The 18,092-nt window shown below is 44.5% G+C and carries 19 protein-coding genes; 2 read left to right on the top strand and 17 right to left on the bottom strand.

The window, feature by feature from the left end:
* Window positions 1-7 precede the first annotated feature (7 nt).
* The 17 genes from M0R36_05995 to M0R36_05915 all read right to left on the bottom strand — a co-directional run bounded on the left by M0R36_05995 (window position 8) and on the right by M0R36_05915 (window position 16,031).
* Window positions 8-1,309: a serine hydroxymethyltransferase gene (locus M0R36_05995; GenBank protein ID MCK9555347.1), complete on the bottom strand. Its 1,302-nt coding sequence runs from the start codon at window positions 1,307-1,309 to the stop codon at window positions 8-10.
* Between the two features lie 25 nt (window positions 1,310-1,334).
* A complete protein-coding gene (locus M0R36_05990; GenBank protein ID MCK9555346.1) occupies window positions 1,335-1,769 on the bottom strand; it encodes an RpiB/LacA/LacB family sugar-phosphate isomerase in 435 nt (144 codons plus the stop codon).
* On the bottom strand, window positions 1,760-2,230 hold the full coding sequence (locus M0R36_05985) for a low molecular weight protein arginine phosphatase (protein ID MCK9555345.1): 471 nt from the start codon (window positions 2,228-2,230) through the stop codon (window positions 1,760-1,762). Before M0R36_05985 ends, M0R36_05990 begins: the two co-directional genes overlap by 10 nt.
* Window positions 2,227-2,850 carry an L-threonylcarbamoyladenylate synthase gene (locus M0R36_05980; GenBank protein ID MCK9555344.1) on the bottom strand — a complete coding sequence of 208 codons (624 nt, stop codon included), beginning with the start codon at window positions 2,848-2,850 and terminating at the stop codon, window positions 2,227-2,229. The genes M0R36_05985 and M0R36_05980 overlap by 4 nt, the downstream gene beginning before the upstream one ends.
* A gap of 30 nt (window positions 2,851-2,880) precedes the next feature.
* Window positions 2,881-3,396, bottom strand: a complete 516-nt coding sequence (purE, locus tag M0R36_05975; protein ID MCK9555343.1) for a 5-(carboxyamino)imidazole ribonucleotide mutase — start codon at window positions 3,394-3,396, stop codon at window positions 2,881-2,883.
* Window positions 3,397-3,423: 27 nt separating this feature from the next.
* Window positions 3,424-4,695, bottom strand: coding sequence for a phosphoribosylamine--glycine ligase (gene purD, locus M0R36_05970; protein ID MCK9555342.1), 1,272 nt, complete (start codon window positions 4,693-4,695; stop codon window positions 3,424-3,426).
* Between the two features lie 163 nt (window positions 4,696-4,858).
* Window positions 4,859-6,433, bottom strand: a complete 1,575-nt coding sequence (purH, locus tag M0R36_05965) for a bifunctional phosphoribosylaminoimidazolecarboxamide formyltransferase/IMP cyclohydrolase (GenBank protein ID MCK9555341.1) — start codon at window positions 6,431-6,433, stop codon at window positions 4,859-4,861.
* 15 nt (window positions 6,434-6,448) lie between these two features.
* A complete protein-coding gene (gene purM / locus M0R36_05960) occupies window positions 6,449-7,492 on the bottom strand; it encodes a phosphoribosylformylglycinamidine cyclo-ligase (GenBank protein MCK9555340.1) in 1,044 nt (347 codons plus the stop codon).
* A gap of 9 nt (window positions 7,493-7,501) precedes the next feature.
* Complete coding sequence (purL, locus tag M0R36_05955) at window positions 7,502-9,766, bottom strand: phosphoribosylformylglycinamidine synthase subunit PurL (GenBank protein ID MCK9555339.1); 2,265 nt, start codon at window positions 9,764-9,766, stop codon at window positions 7,502-7,504.
* Window positions 9,767-9,774: 8 nt separating this feature from the next.
* Window positions 9,775-10,467 carry a phosphoribosylformylglycinamidine synthase subunit PurQ gene (purQ, locus tag M0R36_05950; GenBank protein MCK9555338.1) on the bottom strand — a complete coding sequence of 231 codons (693 nt, stop codon included), beginning with the start codon at window positions 10,465-10,467 and terminating at the stop codon, window positions 9,775-9,777.
* Between the two features lie 22 nt (window positions 10,468-10,489).
* Window positions 10,490-10,738, bottom strand: a complete 249-nt coding sequence (gene purS, locus M0R36_05945) for a phosphoribosylformylglycinamidine synthase subunit PurS (protein MCK9555337.1) — start codon at window positions 10,736-10,738, stop codon at window positions 10,490-10,492.
* A 45-nt stretch (window positions 10,739-10,783) separates the two neighbouring features.
* Window positions 10,784-12,085, bottom strand: a complete 1,302-nt coding sequence (gene purB, locus M0R36_05940) for an adenylosuccinate lyase (GenBank protein MCK9555336.1) — start codon at window positions 12,083-12,085, stop codon at window positions 10,784-10,786.
* A 105-nt stretch (window positions 12,086-12,190) separates the two neighbouring features.
* On the bottom strand, window positions 12,191-12,766 hold the full coding sequence (locus M0R36_05935) for a hypothetical protein (GenBank protein MCK9555335.1): 576 nt from the start codon (window positions 12,764-12,766) through the stop codon (window positions 12,191-12,193).
* 22 nt (window positions 12,767-12,788) lie between these two features.
* Window positions 12,789-13,460, bottom strand: coding sequence for a hypothetical protein (locus tag M0R36_05930; protein ID MCK9555334.1), 672 nt, complete (start codon window positions 13,458-13,460; stop codon window positions 12,789-12,791).
* A complete protein-coding gene (gene corA, locus M0R36_05925) occupies window positions 13,451-14,413 on the bottom strand; it encodes a magnesium/cobalt transporter CorA (protein MCK9555333.1) in 963 nt (320 codons plus the stop codon). The genes M0R36_05930 and corA overlap by 10 nt, the downstream gene beginning before the upstream one ends.
* Before the next feature lie 111 nt (window positions 14,414-14,524).
* On the bottom strand, window positions 14,525-15,382 hold the full coding sequence (gene purU / locus M0R36_05920) for a formyltetrahydrofolate deformylase (protein MCK9555332.1): 858 nt from the start codon (window positions 15,380-15,382) through the stop codon (window positions 14,525-14,527).
* A 7-nt stretch (window positions 15,383-15,389) separates the two neighbouring features.
* Window positions 15,390-16,031, bottom strand: coding sequence for a toxin-antitoxin system YwqK family antitoxin (locus M0R36_05915; protein MCK9555331.1), 642 nt, complete (start codon window positions 16,029-16,031; stop codon window positions 15,390-15,392).
* A 179-nt stretch (window positions 16,032-16,210) separates the two neighbouring features.
* On the opposite strand from M0R36_05915, the gene M0R36_05910 reads away from it, so the two are divergent.
* Both M0R36_05910 and M0R36_05905 read left to right on the top strand, forming a co-directional pair.
* Window positions 16,211-16,702, top strand: coding sequence for a hypothetical protein (locus M0R36_05910; GenBank protein ID MCK9555330.1), 492 nt, complete (start codon window positions 16,211-16,213; stop codon window positions 16,700-16,702).
* A gap of 119 nt (window positions 16,703-16,821) precedes the next feature.
* On the top strand, window positions 16,822-18,027 hold the full coding sequence (locus M0R36_05905; protein ID MCK9555329.1) for a FecR domain-containing protein: 1,206 nt from the start codon (window positions 16,822-16,824) through the stop codon (window positions 18,025-18,027).
* Window positions 18,028-18,092: the final 65 nt, after the last annotated feature.

The raw sequence follows: 18,092 nt of genomic DNA, 5'->3' as shown, positions 1-18,092 counted from the left end.
AAATAAATTATTTTTTAATATGATGCTTATAAATCGGAAATGCCTCGCATAATCCCCTGACCCTGCTTTTTATATCCTCAGCAACCTTATCGCTGTTCGGAGCATATAAAACTTCCGATATAAAACCCGCGATAACATCCATTTCTTTTTCTTTCATTCCTCTGGTAGTCATGGCCGGAGTGCCTATTCTGATACCCGAAGTCACCAAAGGCGATTTGGAATCAAAAGGGATACCGTTTTTATTGACGGTTATACCAGCCCTGTCCAGGGCCTTTTCCGCATCTTTGCCCGTTATATTTTTATCCGTAAGGTCTACGAGGAAAAGATGGTTATCCGTTCCTCCGGATACTATCCTGTATCCTCTTTTCTCAAGAGCGCCGCACAGTGTTTTCGCGTTTTTTATCACCTGTTCCGAATATTTTTTAAAACCGGGTTCAAGCGCTTCGGCGAAGGACACCGCTTTTGCCGCAATTATATGCATCAGAGGGCCGCCCTGAATCCCGGGCATTATATTGGAATCTATGATGCTGCTCATCATCCTCGGTTTTCCGGTGCTTTTCAGGATAATACCCATCCTGTTTTCAAAATCTTTCCCCATAAGAATCATCCCGCCGCGGGGTCCTCTCAAAGTCTTATGCGTAGTCGTAGTGACAAAATGAGCGTGAACAAGCGGAGAAGGATGGCATCCCGCAGCAACCAGTCCGGCAATATGAGCCATGTCAACCATAAGATATGCTTCCACTGAATCGGCTATTTCTCTGAACCTTTTAAAATCTATCGTCCTGGGATAAGCGGATGCCCCCGCGATAATCAGCCTGGGTTTGTGCTCTTTTGCCAGCCTCATTATTCCGTCATAATCAAGCGTCTCTTTTTCCCTGCTTACTCCATAAGAACACACGTTGTACAACCGGCCTGAAAAATTTACTTTGGCGCCGTGAGTAAGGTGCCCGCCATGCGCGAGGTCCATACCTAAAATAGTGTCCCCCGGATTCAGGACGGAAAAATATATTCCCATGTTTGCCTGTGATCCCGAATGAGGCTGGACATTTACGTATTCGGCGTCAAAAAGTTTTTTTGCCCTTTCAATAGCAATATTTTCGGCTATATCAACACATTCACAGCCGCCGTAATACCTTCTTCCGGGATAACCTTCCGCATATTTATTGGTCATAACGGAGCCTGCCGCTTCAAGCACCGCGTCACTTGTAAAATTCTCGGAGGCGATTAATTCAATGTGATATTCCTCTCTTTCTGTTTCTTTCTGTATGGCATCGAAAATTTCAGGGTCCGCTTTTCTTAAATTTTTCATTAACAAGCCTCCTTTATAAAACCGGTTAATCAAGGCCATTGATTTTATTTACTCTTCTTTCGTGTCTTCCGCCTTCAAAACCGGTGTTCAGCCAGATATATACAAATTTTTTCAGATCATCAAAACTGAATTCCTGCCCGCCCAGGCATAACACATTTGAATCATGGTGCTGCCTCGTCTTCTCCGCGGTTTTTTCGCTATATACGAGAGCCGCCCTTATCCCCGGTATTTTATTCGCCAGCATACACATCCCGATCCCGTTTGTGCATATAAGTATAGCCCTGTCATTATTCCCTTCCGAAACACTCCGCGCGGCGGGTATGCCGTAATCCGGATAATCGCAGGAGTTCTCGTCTTCGCAACCAAAATCCCCGACAACATGTCCGAGCCCTTGAAGATATGCTATAAGTTCCTTTTTAAAAAGGTATCCACCGTGATCACTTGCAACGGCTATCCGCATATATCCTCCAGTAAATTTTCAATTAACGGTTTCATTTCCTCAAAACAAGCCCGGTAAACATCAACAGGCATCCCTATCGGATCTCTGATATCCATGGAATTTATATTATCACTTTCACCAAATTCCTTTAACAATTTTACTTCTTTCCCGCCTGTCTTAAATTTTTTTTCGACTTCGCGCTTATGTGAATCCGACATAACAATGACTATATCGGATAAATCTATTATTTTCTGGGAAAGCCTTCTGGTTTTATGAGAAGAAATATCTATTCCCCGATCCTCCATCACTTTGGCCGCTTCCGCGCTCGGGGGAAATCCGTCAATGGCGAAAACCCCCGCCGATTCCGAATTCACACCCGTTTTTCCTGCGGCTGACAGGAAGTTAAAATATCCTTCCGCCATCGGAGAACGGCAGCTGTTGCCGGTACACACAAACAAAACTTTTTTTATGGGCTTTTTCATAACTCTGAAGCGATATCAAGCTCAACACCTGTTTTTTCCCTGATATCCCGGACGGATACGGCTCCTGTTCTCAGGACGGACGGTTTCCCCGTGGAAAAATCAATTACCGTCGATTCTACACCCAAATCCGCGGAACCTCCGTCAATCAAAAGATCAATTTCCTTTCCAAAATAGCTTTTGACAGTCTGAGCGTCATTTGGGTTTTTAAATCCGCTTGGATTCGCGCTCGGGGCGGCTAAAGCTCTTCCGCACTCCTGAAGCAGCCTTAATGCAATACTGTTTGAAGGAACCCTGTACCCTTCTTTTCCCTCTGAACTTCTGAATATTAGTGTCACCGGGCCGGGCCAGAAATTTCTAATGATTTTTTCAGCCCCTTTAGTAACGACACATGTTCTTTTTATCTGCCCGGCGGACGCGATTAAATTCGTAAAAGGCTTGTTTTTATCGCGTTTTTTTATTTCATACAACCTGTTAACCGCATCAGGGTTGCCCGCATCGGCGCCAAGCCCGTAAACTGTTTCCGTGGGAAACGCTATGATCCCGCCGGCTTTTATAACTTTCGCCGCTTCTGAAACGGCGGTTTCTATTTCTTCGGGGTTATTTGCAATATAAATTTTCAATCTCAGGTATTTCTTTAATTTAGGAAATTTTTATTTTGCTTCTTTGCTTGCTTTTTTCACTCTTTCAGATGCCGCAAGAACCTCTTCTTCAAGCAGATTCCGGTAATTTAAAAGTTTATCAAACAATTTTGAATCGGACAGGGAAATTATTTCGGCGGCGAATAAAGCCGCGTTTTTTGCTCCCGAGGAACCCAGCGCCATAGTCCCGACCGGAATACCGGCAGGCATCTGAACCATGGAAAAAAGGGCATCCATTCCCTTTAACTCGTCGGACGAAATAGGAACGCCGACAACAGGTATGGTTGTATGGGCGGCAATTACCCCCGCAAGATGGGCCGCCTTGCCCGCGCCCGCGATAATGACACGCAAACCTTTTGTAACGGCTTCTTCCGCATATTTGACAACCAGTTTCGGAGACCTGTGCGCGCTGAGGACATCCATCTCATACGCTATATCAAACTTATCAAGCATATCACCGGCTTTCCTCATGATCTCGTAATCCGACTCGCTTCCCATGACTATCCCGACTAACGGACTGTTATTCATTTTATCCTCCTTAAATATACGGATGATTTATTTTGCCAAAGCATTATGGCCTATATCTTTTCTGAAAAATACGCCTTCAAATTTTATCAGTCCGGCCGCGTTGTAAGCTTTTTCTACGGCTTTTTCTATATTATTTCCAAGGGCCGTAACGCCAATCACCCTTCCGCCGCTTGTCAGAATCCTGCCGTCTTTTCTCCTTGTCCCGGCATGAAACACAAAAACATCGTTGATGCCGCCGGCTTTTTCAAGCCCCGTTACTTCAAACCCTTTATCATACCTGCCCGGATAACCTCCCGAAGCCATAACCACACAAACTGCGGCTCTGTCATCCCATTCAAGTTTTATTTTATTCAAATCTCCCGCAGACACCGCTTTTATCACTTCCATCAGGTCCGTCTTCATCCTCATAAGCAACGGCTGTGTTTCCGGATCTCCGAACCTTACATTGTATTCCAAAACCATAGGGCCCTTATCCGTAACCATTATACCCGCATAAATAACTCCTTTATACTTTATTCCTTCTTTTTTCAAGCCGCGGATGGTTCTCTGTAAGATTTTCTCATCAATGACTTTCATCAGGTCTCCGGTAATTACGGGAGCGGGGCTATAGGCTCCCATCCCCCCCGTATTAGGACCTTTATCGCCATCGAAAATTCTTTTATGGTCCTGCGAAGAATCCATGGGCATAATCGTATTCCCATCGCAAAAAGCAAGGATGGAAGCTTCCTCCCCTTTCAGGCATTCTTCCACTACAATCTCTCTGCCTGCCTTACCGAATATTCCTTTTTTCATTATAAGCCCGGCGGCTTCTTCGGCTTCGGCTGCTGAAGCACATACAAAAACCCCTTTGCCCGCGGCAAGCCCGTCAGCTTTTACGACAAGCGGATATTTTTTACCGCGGATATAATCCGCTGCCTCATCTGAATTATCGAAGATTTGAAATTCGGCCGTGGGAATACCGTGTTTTCTCATAAAAATTTTCGAGAATGCTTTACTTCCTTCGAGCTTTGCGCCCTGCGACACCGGCCCAAAAATATGCAGTCCTTCTTTCTCAAAAATATCGACTATCCCGGAAACAAGAGGGGCTTCCGGGCCAACAACCGTAAAATCGATTTTTTCTTTTTTTGCAAAAGCAAGAAGACCTTCTATATCATTTGCGGCAATGTCAATACAATCGGCAAGCGCGCTTATACCCCCGTTGCCCGGGGCGCAGTAAATACCGGAAACAGAATTACTTTTTGACAGTTTCCATACCAGGGCATGTTCTCTGCCGCCTGAACCGACTACAAGTACTTTCATGATAAATTCCCATTAAAAACATTAACCACAGATTGCTCAGATATACACAGATATAAAGCAAGAAACATATAAATTATTAAAACTTTGACTTATATCAAAATAGCACTTATCTGTGATCATCTGTGTTATCTGTGGTCGTAGTTCTTTTATTTTATTATTATTCTTAATGCTTAAAATGCCTTACGCCCGTAAAGACCATCGCCATGTCATGCTCATTGCAGGCGTCTATGACTTCCTGGTCCTTCACCGAACCTCCGGGTTGTATTATCGCAGAAATATTCGCGGCGGCGGCGGTATCAATGTTATCCCTGAACGGCAAGAAAGCATCTGACGCCATAACACTGCCTTTCAATCCTTTCTGAGCCTTCATCACGGCTATCTTCGATGAATCGACCCTGGACATCTGACCTGCTCCGATGCCAATCGTCTGATTATCTTTAACATAAACAATGGCATTGGACTTAACATGCTTGACGATTTTCCATGCAAAAAGCATATCTTCAACCTGTTTCTCTGTAGGTTTTTTCTTTGTTACCACTCTTATATCTTTTTCTGTCACTTCTTTCACATCCCTGTCCTGCACAAGGACTCCCCCTGTCACCTTTTTGAGGTCAAAACCGGAATAAATCTTATTCTTGTACCAGTCAGTCAGATTCGCAATCTCGAGAATCCTTATGTTTTTTTTCTTTTCAAGGATACCCAGAGCTTCTTTTGTATAGGAAGGGCAGATAACCGCTTCTACAAAAAGCTTTGAGATCTCAACTGCGGCGGCCTCATCAAGTCCCCTGTTAAAACCGACTATGCTTCCGAACGCCGAAAGGGGGTCTGTCTCAAGGGCTTTCTTATACGCTGAACAAATATCGCCGGATACGGCCGCCCCGCACGGATTCGTATGTTTTATGATAACGGCAAAAGGCTCGGTAAATTCTTTGACTATTTCAAGCGCGGCATTAAGGTCTATAATATTGTTGAACGACAATTCTTTTCCATGAAGCTGTTTCGCGCCTATCACAGACGGTTCAGATTTTTCAAAAGCATAGTCTTCAAAAAATGCCGCTTTCTGATGGGGATTCTCGCCGTATCTCAGATTCTGTTTCTTCACGCATGAAATGGAAAGTTCGCCGGGGAGGCTGTCGGTGATAGCGGAAGAAACTTTCTTAAGGTAACTGGATATAAGGGCATCATATCTGGAAGTGGTCTGGAAAACTTCCACTGCCAGCCTCATTTTCAGTTCTTCCGATAACGTATTCTTGTTTTCTTTGAGCTCTTTCAGCACTAATTCATATTTCGACGGGTTCACCACAACGGCAACATCCCTGTAATTTTTGGCGGCTGACCTGAGCATTGAAGGCCCGCCGATATCAATATTTTCGATGGCTTCCTCAAGAGTAACATTGTTTTTGGAAATGGTCTGTTCAAAGGGATACAGGTTAACAACAACAAGGTCTATATATCCGAAGCCGGCGTTTTTCATCTGTTTTTTGTGGCTTTCATTATTTCTCAGGGCAAGGAGCCCGGCGTGCACTTTCGGGTGCAGGGTTTTTACCCTCCCGTCCAGCATCTCGGGAAATCCCGTGTAATCGGAAATATTTGTAATGGGAATTCCTTCTTCTTTAAGGAGCCGCGCCGTGCCGCCGGTGGATATTATCTCCACACCCAGTCCGCGCAGCTCCCTCGCAAATTCGGCTATTCCTGTTTTGTCGTATACACTTAACAAAGCTCTTTCAACTTTTTTCATATTTTCCCCTTAACGCTATACAAAATTAACTATTTTATTGCCCTTTGCAATTTCACCTATAAGGAAACCTTCTTCTTTCTGTTTCTTTATTTCCGCAAGTATATCATCGGCCATCTCCGCTTCAACAACAATGACCATGCCGATACCGCAGTTAAATGTCCTGTACATTTCTATTTCGTCTATATTGCCCACGGAAGAAATCAATCCGAAAATCGGGAGGACTTTCCAGCTGTTCCTGAATATATTCGCGGAACAGTCGCCCGGAAGCATTCTCGGGATATTATCCACAAAACCTCCGCCGGTTATATGCGCCATACCTTTGATTTTAAATTTTTCCAGCAGGGAAAGAATCAGGTTGCCGTAACTTTTGTGCGGCATAAGAAGTTCTTCCGCAACCGTTCTTCCCAGTTCGGGAATATTATCATTAATCGCAAACTGCCCTTTTACAAATAAGACCTTTCTCGCAAGCGAATACCCGTTGGTATGAAGACCGGTAGACTGCAAACCTATTATTTTATCCCCCGGCTTGATTTCTTTGCCCTCTATTATTTTCTTTTTATCAACAATGCCCGTTATACATCCGACAAGATCATATTCTCCTTCTCCGTACAACCCCGGCATTTCTGCCGTCTCCCCTCCGAGAAGAACACAATCCGATTTATCGCAGGCGGTTACAATGCCGTCTATAATCTGGTCAAAAACAGTTTTTTCAAGTTTTCCCATCCCGACATAATCCATAAAAAAAAGAGGGCGCGCGCCCTGGACAACTATGTCGTTCACGCAGTGGTTTACGATATCCATCCCGACCGTGTCATGTTTTCCGGCCATAACGGCGACTTTAAGTTTTGTTCCCACACCGTCAATGCTCGATACAAGCACAGGTTCTTCATACTTGTTTTTCGGCAATTCATACAAACCGCCAAAACCGCCTATCCCCGAAATTATCCCGTGTTTATGCGTCCTTTTGGCTATCTTTTTTATTCTTTCCACGGCCCGGGAACTTAAATCTATATCCACTCCGGCATCCTTATAGGTCATTTTTTCTCTGTTCACAACCATCTCCGTTCGTTATAGTTTTAATTTCGCTCCGATACTGCCAAAATATTTTTCCCCCATGCGGTCAGTTTCAGAATTTATTAAATCATCTCCGTTGAATTTAATCACCAGTTTTTTGCCTTTTACAGTTCCTATCCTGTGCGCACTCGCAGGCGAAGAATCCGCGAAAGAATCAAACTTTCCGGCATTTTCAGGCGCAACGGTAACAATTATCCTGGACTGCGACTCGCCAAAAAGAACGGATGCTTTTGAACGGGCGCCGGGGTAAACCCGTGCCAGGTCAATACAAGCCCCCAGACATTCGCCTCCGGGCATTATACAACATTCGGCCAGGGCCACAGCAAGCCCTCCTTCGGAACAGTCATGCGCGGATCTTATCAGTCCTTTTTTTATGGATTCATAACAGAGCGACTGGACCGCTTTCTCCTCTTCAAGATCCATAACGGGGCATTTTCCTTTTTTCATACCGAAAATATTTTTCAAGTATTGAGACCCCCCGATTTCCACCCTGTTGCCGCCTATAAGATACACCAAATCCCCCTTGTTCGTAAAACGGGAACCGGTGATATGTTTTTCACTTTCAAAAAGCCCGACCATGCACACAACAGGAGTGGGATCAATAGGTCCCCTCGGATTCTCATTATAAAAACTGACATTCCCCCCCGTGACAGGCGTATTGAAGGACCTGCAGGCATCAGCAAGACCTTCTACACATTTTTTAAACTGCCAGAATATCTCAGGTTTCATCGGATTCCCGAAATTGAGACAATCGGTTACCGCAATAGGTTTAGCTCCCGAACATATCACGTTCCTCGCTGATTCAGCGACTGCGATCCTGCCTCCCGTATACGGGTCGAGATAGCAGTAGGTGCTGTTGCAGTCCGATGAAAGCGCAAGATATTTCCCGGCGGGTTTCACTCTCAGGACGGCGGCATCGGAACCGGGACGCAATACCGTGTTAGTCATAACCATATGGTCGTACTGCTCATATACCCATTTTTTGCTCGATATGGTGGGGTCATCCAGGAGCCGCGCGAGCACTTCATTATAGTCTCCGGGTTCTTCAAGCTTCTCTTCATCAAGTTCAGCGGCTTTTTCCAGGTATGCCGGCACTTTTTCTTCCCTGATATAAACAGGAGAATCTTCGGCAATTTTTCTCGCGGGTATTTCAACCACAATATTGCCGTTATTCCTGACTCTCATTATCCCGTCACCTGTGACATGCCCTATTTCAACAGCGTGCAAGTCCCATTTCTCGAATATTTTTTTTACTTCCTTTTCTTTTCCCTTTTCCGCTATTACAAGCATTCTTTCCTGGCTCTCGGAAAGCATTATTTCATAGGGAATCATACCTGTTTCCCTTTTCGGCACTTTGGAAAGTTCGATTTCTATTCCTGAACCTCCCCTGCTTGCCGTTTCACATGTCGAACATGTAAGTCCCGCCGCGCCCATATCCTGAATGCCGACAACATAACCCGTTTTCAAAAGTTCCAGACAGGCTTCCAAAAGCAATTTTTCCATAAAAGGGTCGCCGACCTGGACAGCCGGCCTGTCTTCGTGAGATTCGTCGGTAAGTTCACGGGAAGCAAAACTCGCACCGCCCAGTCCGTCTCTCCCTGTGGCGGCTCCAACGTAAAAGACGGGGTTTCCCTCACCTTTAGCGCACCCTCTGGCGATATCCTTATGCCTGATTATCCCGAGGCAGAAAGCATTAACAAGAGGATTGGCTTCATATGTCTCATCAAAATATATTTCTCCGCCCACGGTGGGTATTCCTATGCAGTTTCCGTAGTGCGCAATTCCTCCGACAACACCTTTCAGCAGGTGTTTCACTCTCGCATTCGCCAATTTCCCGAAACGAAGCGAATTGAGGCTCGCAATCGGCCGCGCGCCCATTGTGAAAATATCCCTTATAATCCCCCCGACACCTGTCGCGGCTCCCTGGAAAGGTTCAATCGCCGAAGGATGGTTATGGGATTCAACTTTGAAAGAGACAGCCCATCCGTCCCCGATATCGACAACACCCGCGTTTTCCTCTCCCGCCTTTACAAGAACCGACGGGCCGTCCACAGGGAATAACTTTAACACGGGCCTGGAATTTTTATAGGAGCAATGTTCGGACCACATAACCGAAAAAATGCCGAGTTCGGTAAAATTCGGTTTCCTGCCGAGTATTTCCTCTATATGATTATATTCTTCCGGCGTGATATTATGTTCCCGCACAAGCTTCTCATTCACTTCCGGCTCGGCGATCTGTGTTTTGTCTGATATGGGCATTTTACGCTTTACCTGGTTAAATGGCTTATTATCGAATTAAATATTTTTGTTCCGTCGGCGGAACCTAAAATCTTCTCCGAGCACCTTTCGGGATGAGGCATCATTCCAAGCACATTCCCTTTTTCATTGCATATACCCGCGATATCGTTAATAGAGCCGTTGGGATTCGCTTCTTTTGACGCTTTCCCGTCTTTGCCGCAATACCTGAAAACAACCCTGCCTCCGTCTTCAAGCATTCTGATTGTCCTTTCATCGGCATAGTAATTTCCTTCGCCGTGGGCTACAGGAATCTCCAGTATCTCTCCTTTTTTGCAGCGGGATGTAAACGGGATCATGCTGTTTTCAACATTAAGCCGGACATCCCGGCAGACAAATGAAAGGGACTCATTTTTTAACATAGCGCCCGGCAAAAGCCCGGATTCCAGAAGAATCTGGAAACCGTTGCATATGCCTATCACCAATCCGCCTTTTTCCGCATATTCGATCAGCGACTTCATTACGGGGGAAAACCTGGCAATCGCGCCGGTCCTGAGATAATCGCCATACGAAAAACCTCCGGGCAAAACGATGCAGTCATAACCGCTTATTTCGTTCTGTTTGTGCCAGATATAATCGGTCTTAACTTTCATTACATCATTCAACACATAATAACAATCATGGTCACAATTAGAACCGGGAAAAACCACAACTCCGAATTTCATCAGATTTCCTCTGGGAGGATCCTTATTTCTGTTCCAGGTCGTACCTGAATTCTTCTATAACAGGATTTATCAACAGCTTCTCGCACATTTCCTTTAATAAAACTTCCGCTTGTTGCCTGTCATCGCTGTTAATTTTAATTTCCATATACTTGCCCAGCCGGACATCATTCACCTGCCTGTATCCCAGGGAATCCAGGGCATGCTTCACAGTTACTCCCTGCGGATCAAGGACGCTTTTTTTCAAAGTCACATATACTTTGGCAAGAAACATAATCTCCCTCTGATTTTAAACCGTTAGCACTCTCCGAAACATCATTTACCGCTTGACGATCCCCGCGGCTTTGAACATCCTGTTTACATCTTTGAAATAATATTTCAAATCAAAGCATTTTTCGATTTCTCCGGGTTTCATCAGTGTTTTCAATTCTTCGTCGTTCATAAGAAGTTCTTTGAAATCCCGGCCTGTTTTCCACACTTTCATCGCGTTTTTCTGGACAACCTTATAGGCCTTTTCACGCGACATCCCCTTCCGTGTAAGTTCCAGCATCACCCGCTGTGAAAATACCAGCCCTTTGGTCCTGAAAATATTTTTCATCATATTACCGGGATATACATTCAAATTCCTGATGATCTTAATCATCAGGGACAGCATATAATCAAGCAGTATGGCGCTGTCGGGAATAATAATCCGCTCAACGGAAGAATGAGTAATATCTCTCTCATGCCAGAGAGCCACATTTTCAAGACCCGCCATGGCATTCGCCCGGAGCACTCTTGCAAGTCCGCATATCCTTTCACAGGTGATGGGGTTGCGCTTATGCGGCATAGCCGAAGAACCTTTCTGCCCCTTCGCAAAATATTCCTCCACCTCATATATTTCCGTTCTCTGAAGATTTCTCAGTTCCAGCGCCCATTTTTCAAGTACGGCGCCCGCAAGGGCTATTGAATTCAGAAAGTCCGCATGCCTGTCCCTCTGTATAATCTGGGTGGATATTGCGGCGGGCTTCATCCCGAGTTTTTTCGCGACATAACTTTCAACCGACGCGGGAAGATGCGTATGCATCCCGACAGCACCGGAAATTTTTACGACGGAAACAATATCCCTGGACGCTTTAAGCCTTTCATAAGCTCTTTTAAGTTCGGTAAACATCAGCCCCATCTTAAGCCCGAAAGTCACCGGTTCCGCGTGGACTCCGTGAGAACGGCCTATCATAGGCGTGAATTTATATTTTAATGCCTTCTTTTTTGCTTCTTTAATGAGAACCCCGAGCTTGTCCAGCAGTAAATCCGCAGATTCCCTCATAAGGAGAGAAAGAGATGTATCCAGCACATCGGAAGACGTCATGCCGTAATGTATGTGCCTTGACGCGGGACCGACATGTTCAGCGACAGAGGTAAGAAAAGCTATTACATCGTGGTTTACGGTTTTTTCTATTTCATCGATTCTTTTCGCGTTAAAACCCGCTTTTCTTTTTATCAGGGCAAGGTCTTTTTTAGGTATAATTCCGAGCTCCGCCATTTTTTCGCACGCAAGCACTTCTATCTTAAGCCAGGTGCCGAACTTGTTTTCCTGAGACCAGATTTTCGCCATTTCAGGCCCGGTATATCGCTCTATCATCTTTTCTCTCTCCCTTTTTAGACAGAAATTGAAGATTTTAATGTTATCAAACCGCTTATAAAAACGTCAACGATAAAAGAAATGAAAAATCAAAAGGCGGGATATTTATTCTTCGAATTCGTTTATTATCAATTTCTGAGGCGTGTTCCCGGGGTTATAACAGCTCAAACCGCACATATCCCCGTTTATTCCGAATATCACATTGGCTTTTTTAAGATACCATTTACATGCCGCCCAGCCCTTTTCCATTGAAATCGATTCAATATGCGGTTCGCCGTGAATTTTGGAAAGTTCATCCCTTACATAGAAATAAAGGTCGAAATCAGGGGAAGAATCACCTTCCTTTTTGTAAAAAATCTCATCATCAATACCTTCGCTCATTATTTCCTTCGCCCTTTTGGCAAACCATACTTCGAATTTAGTAAGCCTGTCATCACGGGAGAAGGACATCTTCACATTCTTTACATGTTTTATACCGCTTGGAACCTTATCATAAACAATATACCCGTCGCCCGCATCAAGTTTTGTTATCGCAAGCCGTTCGAATTCCCGCTGAATCTCCTCCCTGCTTTTTCCTATCTTGATGCCCAAAACGGAATCTGTCCTGAAGAAAAGTATGAATATATAAAGGACGGAACATATCAAGAGAAGAAACAATAACGGCACGGCAAACTTTCTCATTTAATCTCCGGACACGGAATATTTACCTGTAAGAAGCCAGTTCCTTTTCAAATAAACGCTTATCGATAAACAATAATTCAAGATACGACCCTTCAATACTTCTCATCTTTTTCCTTCCGTACATGGAAAAATGGTCCTGTTCGGTCGCCCTGGTAACCTTATATATATAATCTGCGTTTTCCCACACCGCGGAATCGTTCAGGGACCTTTTCATAAAGCCTTCTTCTGATTCTTTCCTGTAATCCGGCATTTTTTTTGCTTCGGTTTCCACAAGAGCGCTGTAATTCTGCCAGTATGACGAACCGTATCTCGCATTGATAATACAAAGTTTTTCGGGTTTAAGGGCGCCGGTAAAATAAAACTTGGTAAACTCCGAATCCCCCAGTTTTGTCACCGTCAGGGCAAAAGGCGTCGTATACTTTAAAGCCCTGGCAAGTTCGCCCTGCAGGCTCATGGGAGAACCTTCTTTAAGGGCATTGGGCGTTCCCGGATCGATTGTCCGGTTATACGCAAGGTTATTCTCATCAAGCTTCTGCTTAACCTCTTCCAGTTCCATTCCCAGTTTAAAACCCTCGAATTCAACCGGTATCCCGTCCTCCGGAAAAACCGCGGTGCAGAAACAAAGCGCCGCCGCGACAACCAACTGAAAAAATGCCGATTTAAATGGTGAATTTTTAATGTGGATTAAAGCCATTTTTTCTTCTTAAACCAGAACATAAAAACCACTGTTACAAAAAACATAATTACCATGATAAGCATAAAACTGTGCGGACTGTCTCCCAGCGGCAGGCTTATATTCATACCGTAGATGCTTGCTATAACCACAAAGGGCATCATAATCGTGGCGATGACGGTTAAAGTTTTCATCACCCGGTTCATCTTATTCGATTCCACTGTCATATAAATATCCCTGACGCTGTTTATATAATCCCTGAGGTTATCTATTTCGTCATTGATCCTGTACATGGCATCATAGGTGTCCCTCATATATCTTCTTGTTTTATCAAGTATCTGTGAAAACTTCTGTTTGGACAGCCTGTTAAAAAGTTCTCTCTGCGGCTGCTGTATCCTGCGGACTTCCTTGAGGTCATTCCTTAAAAGGATAATATCCTTAAGCGAAATGGTTATTTCCCCGTCAACCACTTCATCCTCGAATTTCTGAATTCTTTTCTCAAAAAAATCCAGGATGTTATTGTAATTATCCATAGTGCTATCAACAAGGTTGTAAAACATCATGTCCATTCCCTGCTCAAATGTCCTCCTGGAGTCTTTTATGCATTTTTCCTTAAGGGTATCCGTGCTTTTCACATGCGCGCGGCTGTATGTGACAAGAAAATCCTTTCCCAGAAAAACATCGACTTCAACCGTCTCGAAAGTCTCAAGATGCGTAAAATCCGGCGCGTGTATAACAATAAAAAGGTAGTTCCCGTAATCGTCAACCTTGGGATAATGCATCTCGGTAAAACAGTCTTCTATGCTCAGGGGATGAAAATTAAAGAATTCTTCAAGCACTTTCTTTAGTTCCCCATCGGCCGGCTGCGATATGTCAAGCCACACCTTCCCCTTTTGCAGGATATCCTTCGAAAGCCTTTCGACAGAGTCGATTACTTCAACTTTTCCATCCGCATATATATACGCCGAAATCATCTTTAATACTCCAAGCCGGTAATGTTTATACAGATAAATCCTATTTATTTTAATCTTCCGGAAGAAATATGACAATCATTTTATTTAGAAGCTTGAACCGGAGAGACAGATTCAGCCAAAGACAATCGTCCTGTTGTTATAAACTATAATACGGTCTTCCGCGTGCCACTTCACGGCCCTGAACAGCACGGTCCTTTCTATGTCTTTTCCCTTGCGTTTCAATTCCTCGACATCGTCTTTATGGGTTACCCTTTCGACATCCTGTTCAATTATCGGGCCCCTGTCAAGCTCCTCGGTAACATAATGGGAAGTCGCCCCTATTATCTTTACTCCCCTCTGATACGCCTGCTCATAGGGTTTGGCCCCCGCAAACGCGGGAAGAAAAGAATGATGGATATTTATTATTCTGTTTCTGTATTCATCTACAAATCCGCCGGTCAATATCTGCATATACCTTGCCAGCACGATGAAATCCGCTTTGCCCCTGATAAGAGACATCATCTCCTGTTCGGTTTTTTCTCTGTTTCCTTTATCCACCCTGAGAAACTTAAAATCAATGCCGAACTGGTCCGCAACGGTTTTTAATACCTCATGGTTACTGATAATATAAGGGATATCAACCGGAAGTTCCCCGTTTTTCCATCTCCATAACAGTTCAAGAACGCAATGTTCTTCCAAAGACGCAAAAATGACCATCTTTTTGCGCGGTTCGGCGAAACTTGCCGTCCAGTCAAAAGAGAACTTCTTCGCAAGCGGGCTGAATTTTTGCCTGAAACTATCCTTATCCGATAGTCCTTTCTCAGCCTCAAATTCAATCCGTATGAAAAAAACCCCGGATGAACGGCGCGTCGCGTACTGATCGGACTCAATGATATTAGCCCCGTTATCGAATAAAAACGACGAAACGGCGGCGACTATCCCTTTTCTGTCAGGGCAGGACACTAAAAGTCTGACTGTTTTTGTTTTCATAATTACGCTAATAAGCCTGTTTGCGTATCAAATCTCCGCCGCCGTATGTATCAATGCTTATCAATCTTCCGGCGGAATTGTAGATTTTTGATTCGCCGTCCAGTTTCCCCTTTTTGAAATTATATTCCCCTATAAGGACTCCCCCGGAAGTATATTGCCTGGTGATTCCGTCCTGTTCCCCGCCGCTGTAATTATATTCAAAAAGCAAAACCCCTTTTTCATCGTATTTCCTGCATAAGCCGTCCAGTTTCCCCTTTTTATAGATCCGCTCCGCTTCAAGGGCGCCGTCAGAATAGAAACTCCGGCTTACCCCTTCAAGGATATCTCTCCTGTAATTCTTTATCGATTTTACTTTTCCATTCTCATAATAGACCTTTGATTCCCCTTCTCTCCTGTTACTTTTATAATTATATATCCTGATAAGCCGGCCTGAACCATCGTATTCCCTGGCCACGCCGTCGGGGATCCTGCCTTTCATCTTCTTTAAATTCCAATCCCGGTCAAATTCCTGGACGGCCAACTCCGCGCTGGCGCTGTAGAAAGCTCTTTCCCATCCTTTTTCCGTCTTCCCCGTTTTCATCATAACCATCTGAGCCGACACAGGCGAAGCCGCAAGCAAAAACAATACCCACCACAAAAGTCTTCTCATTTAAGATATACTTCTCCTATAAAAAAATAATCTTAAATATTTCTATCATATAAATTGTTTTTTTAAAAGACTTATATATATAATACCGCTGGGCAGGGGACAGATTTTCCCGGGACAATCAACCGTATATCCGTAATAGTTAACACTTATTTGACACAATCGTATATAATACGATAGTTATGAAAATAAACGCTGCCTTACTTCTTTTCCCATTATTGCTGTTTGCTGTGTTTTTCCCTACCCGGACAGACTCTTTTCAAAATGAACCCGACGGTTTCCGCGGCATAAAATGGAAGACATCACCCGCTAACATACCCGGTCTTCAGCCGGTCCGGAGGTCCGGAAACGATATGTTCTTCGCAATGAAAAATGAAAACCTCGATTTTGGAAGCGCCGGCCTGAAAATCATAGTATACATATTTTCTAAAAACAAGTTCTACGCCGCGAGCGTCGGATTTGAAGGGAAAACAAACTTCGAAAAGATTCGAAGCCTTCTTTTTTACCAGCATGGTAAACGCGCAAACCAGGATATCGAAGGCTATGAATACGAATGGGTGGGCAAGGATGTCATAATAAGCATGAAATACTCCCCTAAGGAAAATTTCGGGTACATCGATTATATTTACAGGCCTATGATGGTCAAACAAAAATACGAAAAATCCGTCCAATAGGCTCAGCGAATTTACTCCTGTCTTATTTTTTCGGATTGACAACTTCATATTTTTATGAAATATTTATGTGCCGGGTTATTGCCCGTAAATTTTGCTAACCATCTTTTTAAAGCATACTTATGAAATACTTAAATATAATTTTCGGGCTTTTTTTCCTGTTTGCGGGAACAACCGCGTTTCCGCTCGAAAGCACCGACGCTATTACACAGGCCCGGTTTGCCGAATATCTTGTAAATTCGCTGGGGTTAACAGATATGCTGCCCGATAACCCGGCAACCGAGGATTATTTCTCCATACTTGCCGCAAGAGGCATAACCCCTCCCGGCGGGTTTGAGGCGGATAAGGTCCTCACCAACGGCGATATGGCGATTATTCTTGAGCGGAGCCTCGGGCTGGAAGACGCGGTAATAAAAAAATTAACGGGTGAAGACGACAAAGGCAAATTTCTCGCCATGCTCATTAATATCGAGGGTTCCGTCAATGTTAAAAAGGACTCTAACGGAGACTGGACACCAGCGCAGGAAAGGATGACCCTTGCGGAAGGCGCTTCCGTTTCAACAGAGAAAACCTCTTCCGCAATCCTCCAGATAGGTTCCATGGGAGGAATAAAAATACTTAATGACTCCGAAATTATAATAAAAACCTTAAACTATAATCCCGACAAGACGGAAAATGTCCTTCTTTACCTTGCCAGGGGCGACATGATAGTGGATATCAATGATATCAAAAAAGGGTCGGCATTCAAAACAGCGACCCCCATATCCGTCGCCGCCATCAAAGGGACCACCTATAAGCTCTCTTACAACGGGCAGAATATGGAAGTGGATGTTACATCGGGCGCGGTAACTACTTACGCGCTGGACGCGAACGGAAACAGGACAGGAGACCCTGTCACGGTAAATTTCAGCCAATTTCTTTCACAATCAGGAAATCAACCTTCAGGCAACACACAGTCTCTCAGCGAAACACTCGCCGGTTCAATTAACAGTCAGGCCGGAAACCTGCAGAATATGATTCAGTCATCGTTGAACATTACATTGTCTCAGGCCGGGTCCGGATTAAGCCCTGCCGATGCTCAGGCGGCTATCGACGCGGGGGCTGAAATCGCGGTCCAGGCGGCCATCGAAGCGCTTGCGGACGCAGGCGTGAATGTAAACGGACCGATAAATTCATTTGTTACATTCGGAGAAGCCCTCGACATTCTGTCACAGGGAATCAATGCTCAGACCCTCGGAGCGGAAGGTTATCAGCCTCCTCCGGGCGGAAACAGGTTCGGCCCGAATGCCCCGGGTTTTGCTCCCGAAAACCCCGCGAGCCAATCTTAGTTTTACTTAATCCAATTATAATCCCGCGGGATAAATCTTTAAATTTGACTTATGCGCCCTAATAC

It is taken from the genome of bacterium (assembly GCA_023228325.1).
Lineage (GTDB): Bacteria > Auribacterota > UBA6266 > UBA6266 > UBA6266 > UBA6266.
This window is presented reverse-complemented; position numbering and strand designations above follow the sequence as displayed.

What these genes read in the sequence shown, in the direction of transcription:
- purD (MCK9555342.1), bottom strand. Translation starts at nt 4,695, where the DNA reads ATGAAAGTACTTGTAGTCGGTTCAGGCGGCAGAGAACATGCCCTGGTA.
- purL (MCK9555339.1), bottom strand. Translation starts at nt 9,766, where the DNA reads ATGCCCATATCAGACAAAACACAGATCGCCGAGCCGGAAGTGAATGAG.
- M0R36_05915 (MCK9555331.1), bottom strand. Translation starts at nt 16,031, where the DNA reads ATGAGAAGACTTTTGTGGTGGGTATTGTTTTTGCTTGCGGCTTCGCCT.
- M0R36_05910 (MCK9555330.1), top strand. Translation starts at nt 16,211, where the DNA reads ATGAAAATAAACGCTGCCTTACTTCTTTTCCCATTATTGCTGTTTGCT.
- corA (MCK9555333.1), bottom strand. Translation starts at nt 14,413, where the DNA reads ATGATTTCGGCGTATATATATGCGGATGGAAAAGTTGAAGTAATCGAC.
- purH (MCK9555341.1), bottom strand. Translation starts at nt 6,433, where the DNA reads ATGAAAAAAGTTGAAAGAGCTTTGTTAAGTGTATACGACAAAACAGGA.
- purM (MCK9555340.1), bottom strand. Translation starts at nt 7,492, where the DNA reads ATGGTTGTGAACAGAGAAAAAATGACCTATAAGGATGCCGGAGTGGAT.
- M0R36_05930 (MCK9555334.1), bottom strand. Translation starts at nt 13,460, where the DNA reads ATGGCTTTAATCCACATTAAAAATTCACCATTTAAATCGGCATTTTTT.
- M0R36_05995 (MCK9555347.1), bottom strand. Translation starts at nt 1,309, where the DNA reads ATGAAAAATTTAAGAAAAGCGGACCCTGAAATTTTCGATGCCATACAG.
- M0R36_05935 (MCK9555335.1), bottom strand. Translation starts at nt 12,766, where the DNA reads ATGAGAAAGTTTGCCGTGCCGTTATTGTTTCTTCTCTTGATATGTTCC.
- M0R36_05905 (MCK9555329.1), top strand. Translation starts at nt 16,822, where the DNA reads ATGAAATACTTAAATATAATTTTCGGGCTTTTTTTCCTGTTTGCGGGA.
- purU (MCK9555332.1), bottom strand. Translation starts at nt 15,382, where the DNA reads ATGAAAACAAAAACAGTCAGACTTTTAGTGTCCTGCCCTGACAGAAAA.
- purS (MCK9555337.1), bottom strand. Translation starts at nt 10,738, where the DNA reads ATGTTTCTTGCCAAAGTATATGTGACTTTGAAAAAAAGCGTCCTTGAT.
- purB (MCK9555336.1), bottom strand. Translation starts at nt 12,085, where the DNA reads ATGATAGAGCGATATACCGGGCCTGAAATGGCGAAAATCTGGTCTCAG.
- purE (MCK9555343.1), bottom strand. Translation starts at nt 3,396, where the DNA reads ATGAATAACAGTCCGTTAGTCGGGATAGTCATGGGAAGCGAGTCGGAT.
- M0R36_05985 (MCK9555345.1), bottom strand. Translation starts at nt 2,230, where the DNA reads ATGAAAAAGCCCATAAAAAAAGTTTTGTTTGTGTGTACCGGCAACAGC.
- purQ (MCK9555338.1), bottom strand. Translation starts at nt 10,467, where the DNA reads ATGAAATTCGGAGTTGTGGTTTTTCCCGGTTCTAATTGTGACCATGAT.
- M0R36_05990 (MCK9555346.1), bottom strand. Translation starts at nt 1,769, where the DNA reads ATGCGGATAGCCGTTGCAAGTGATCACGGTGGATACCTTTTTAAAAAG.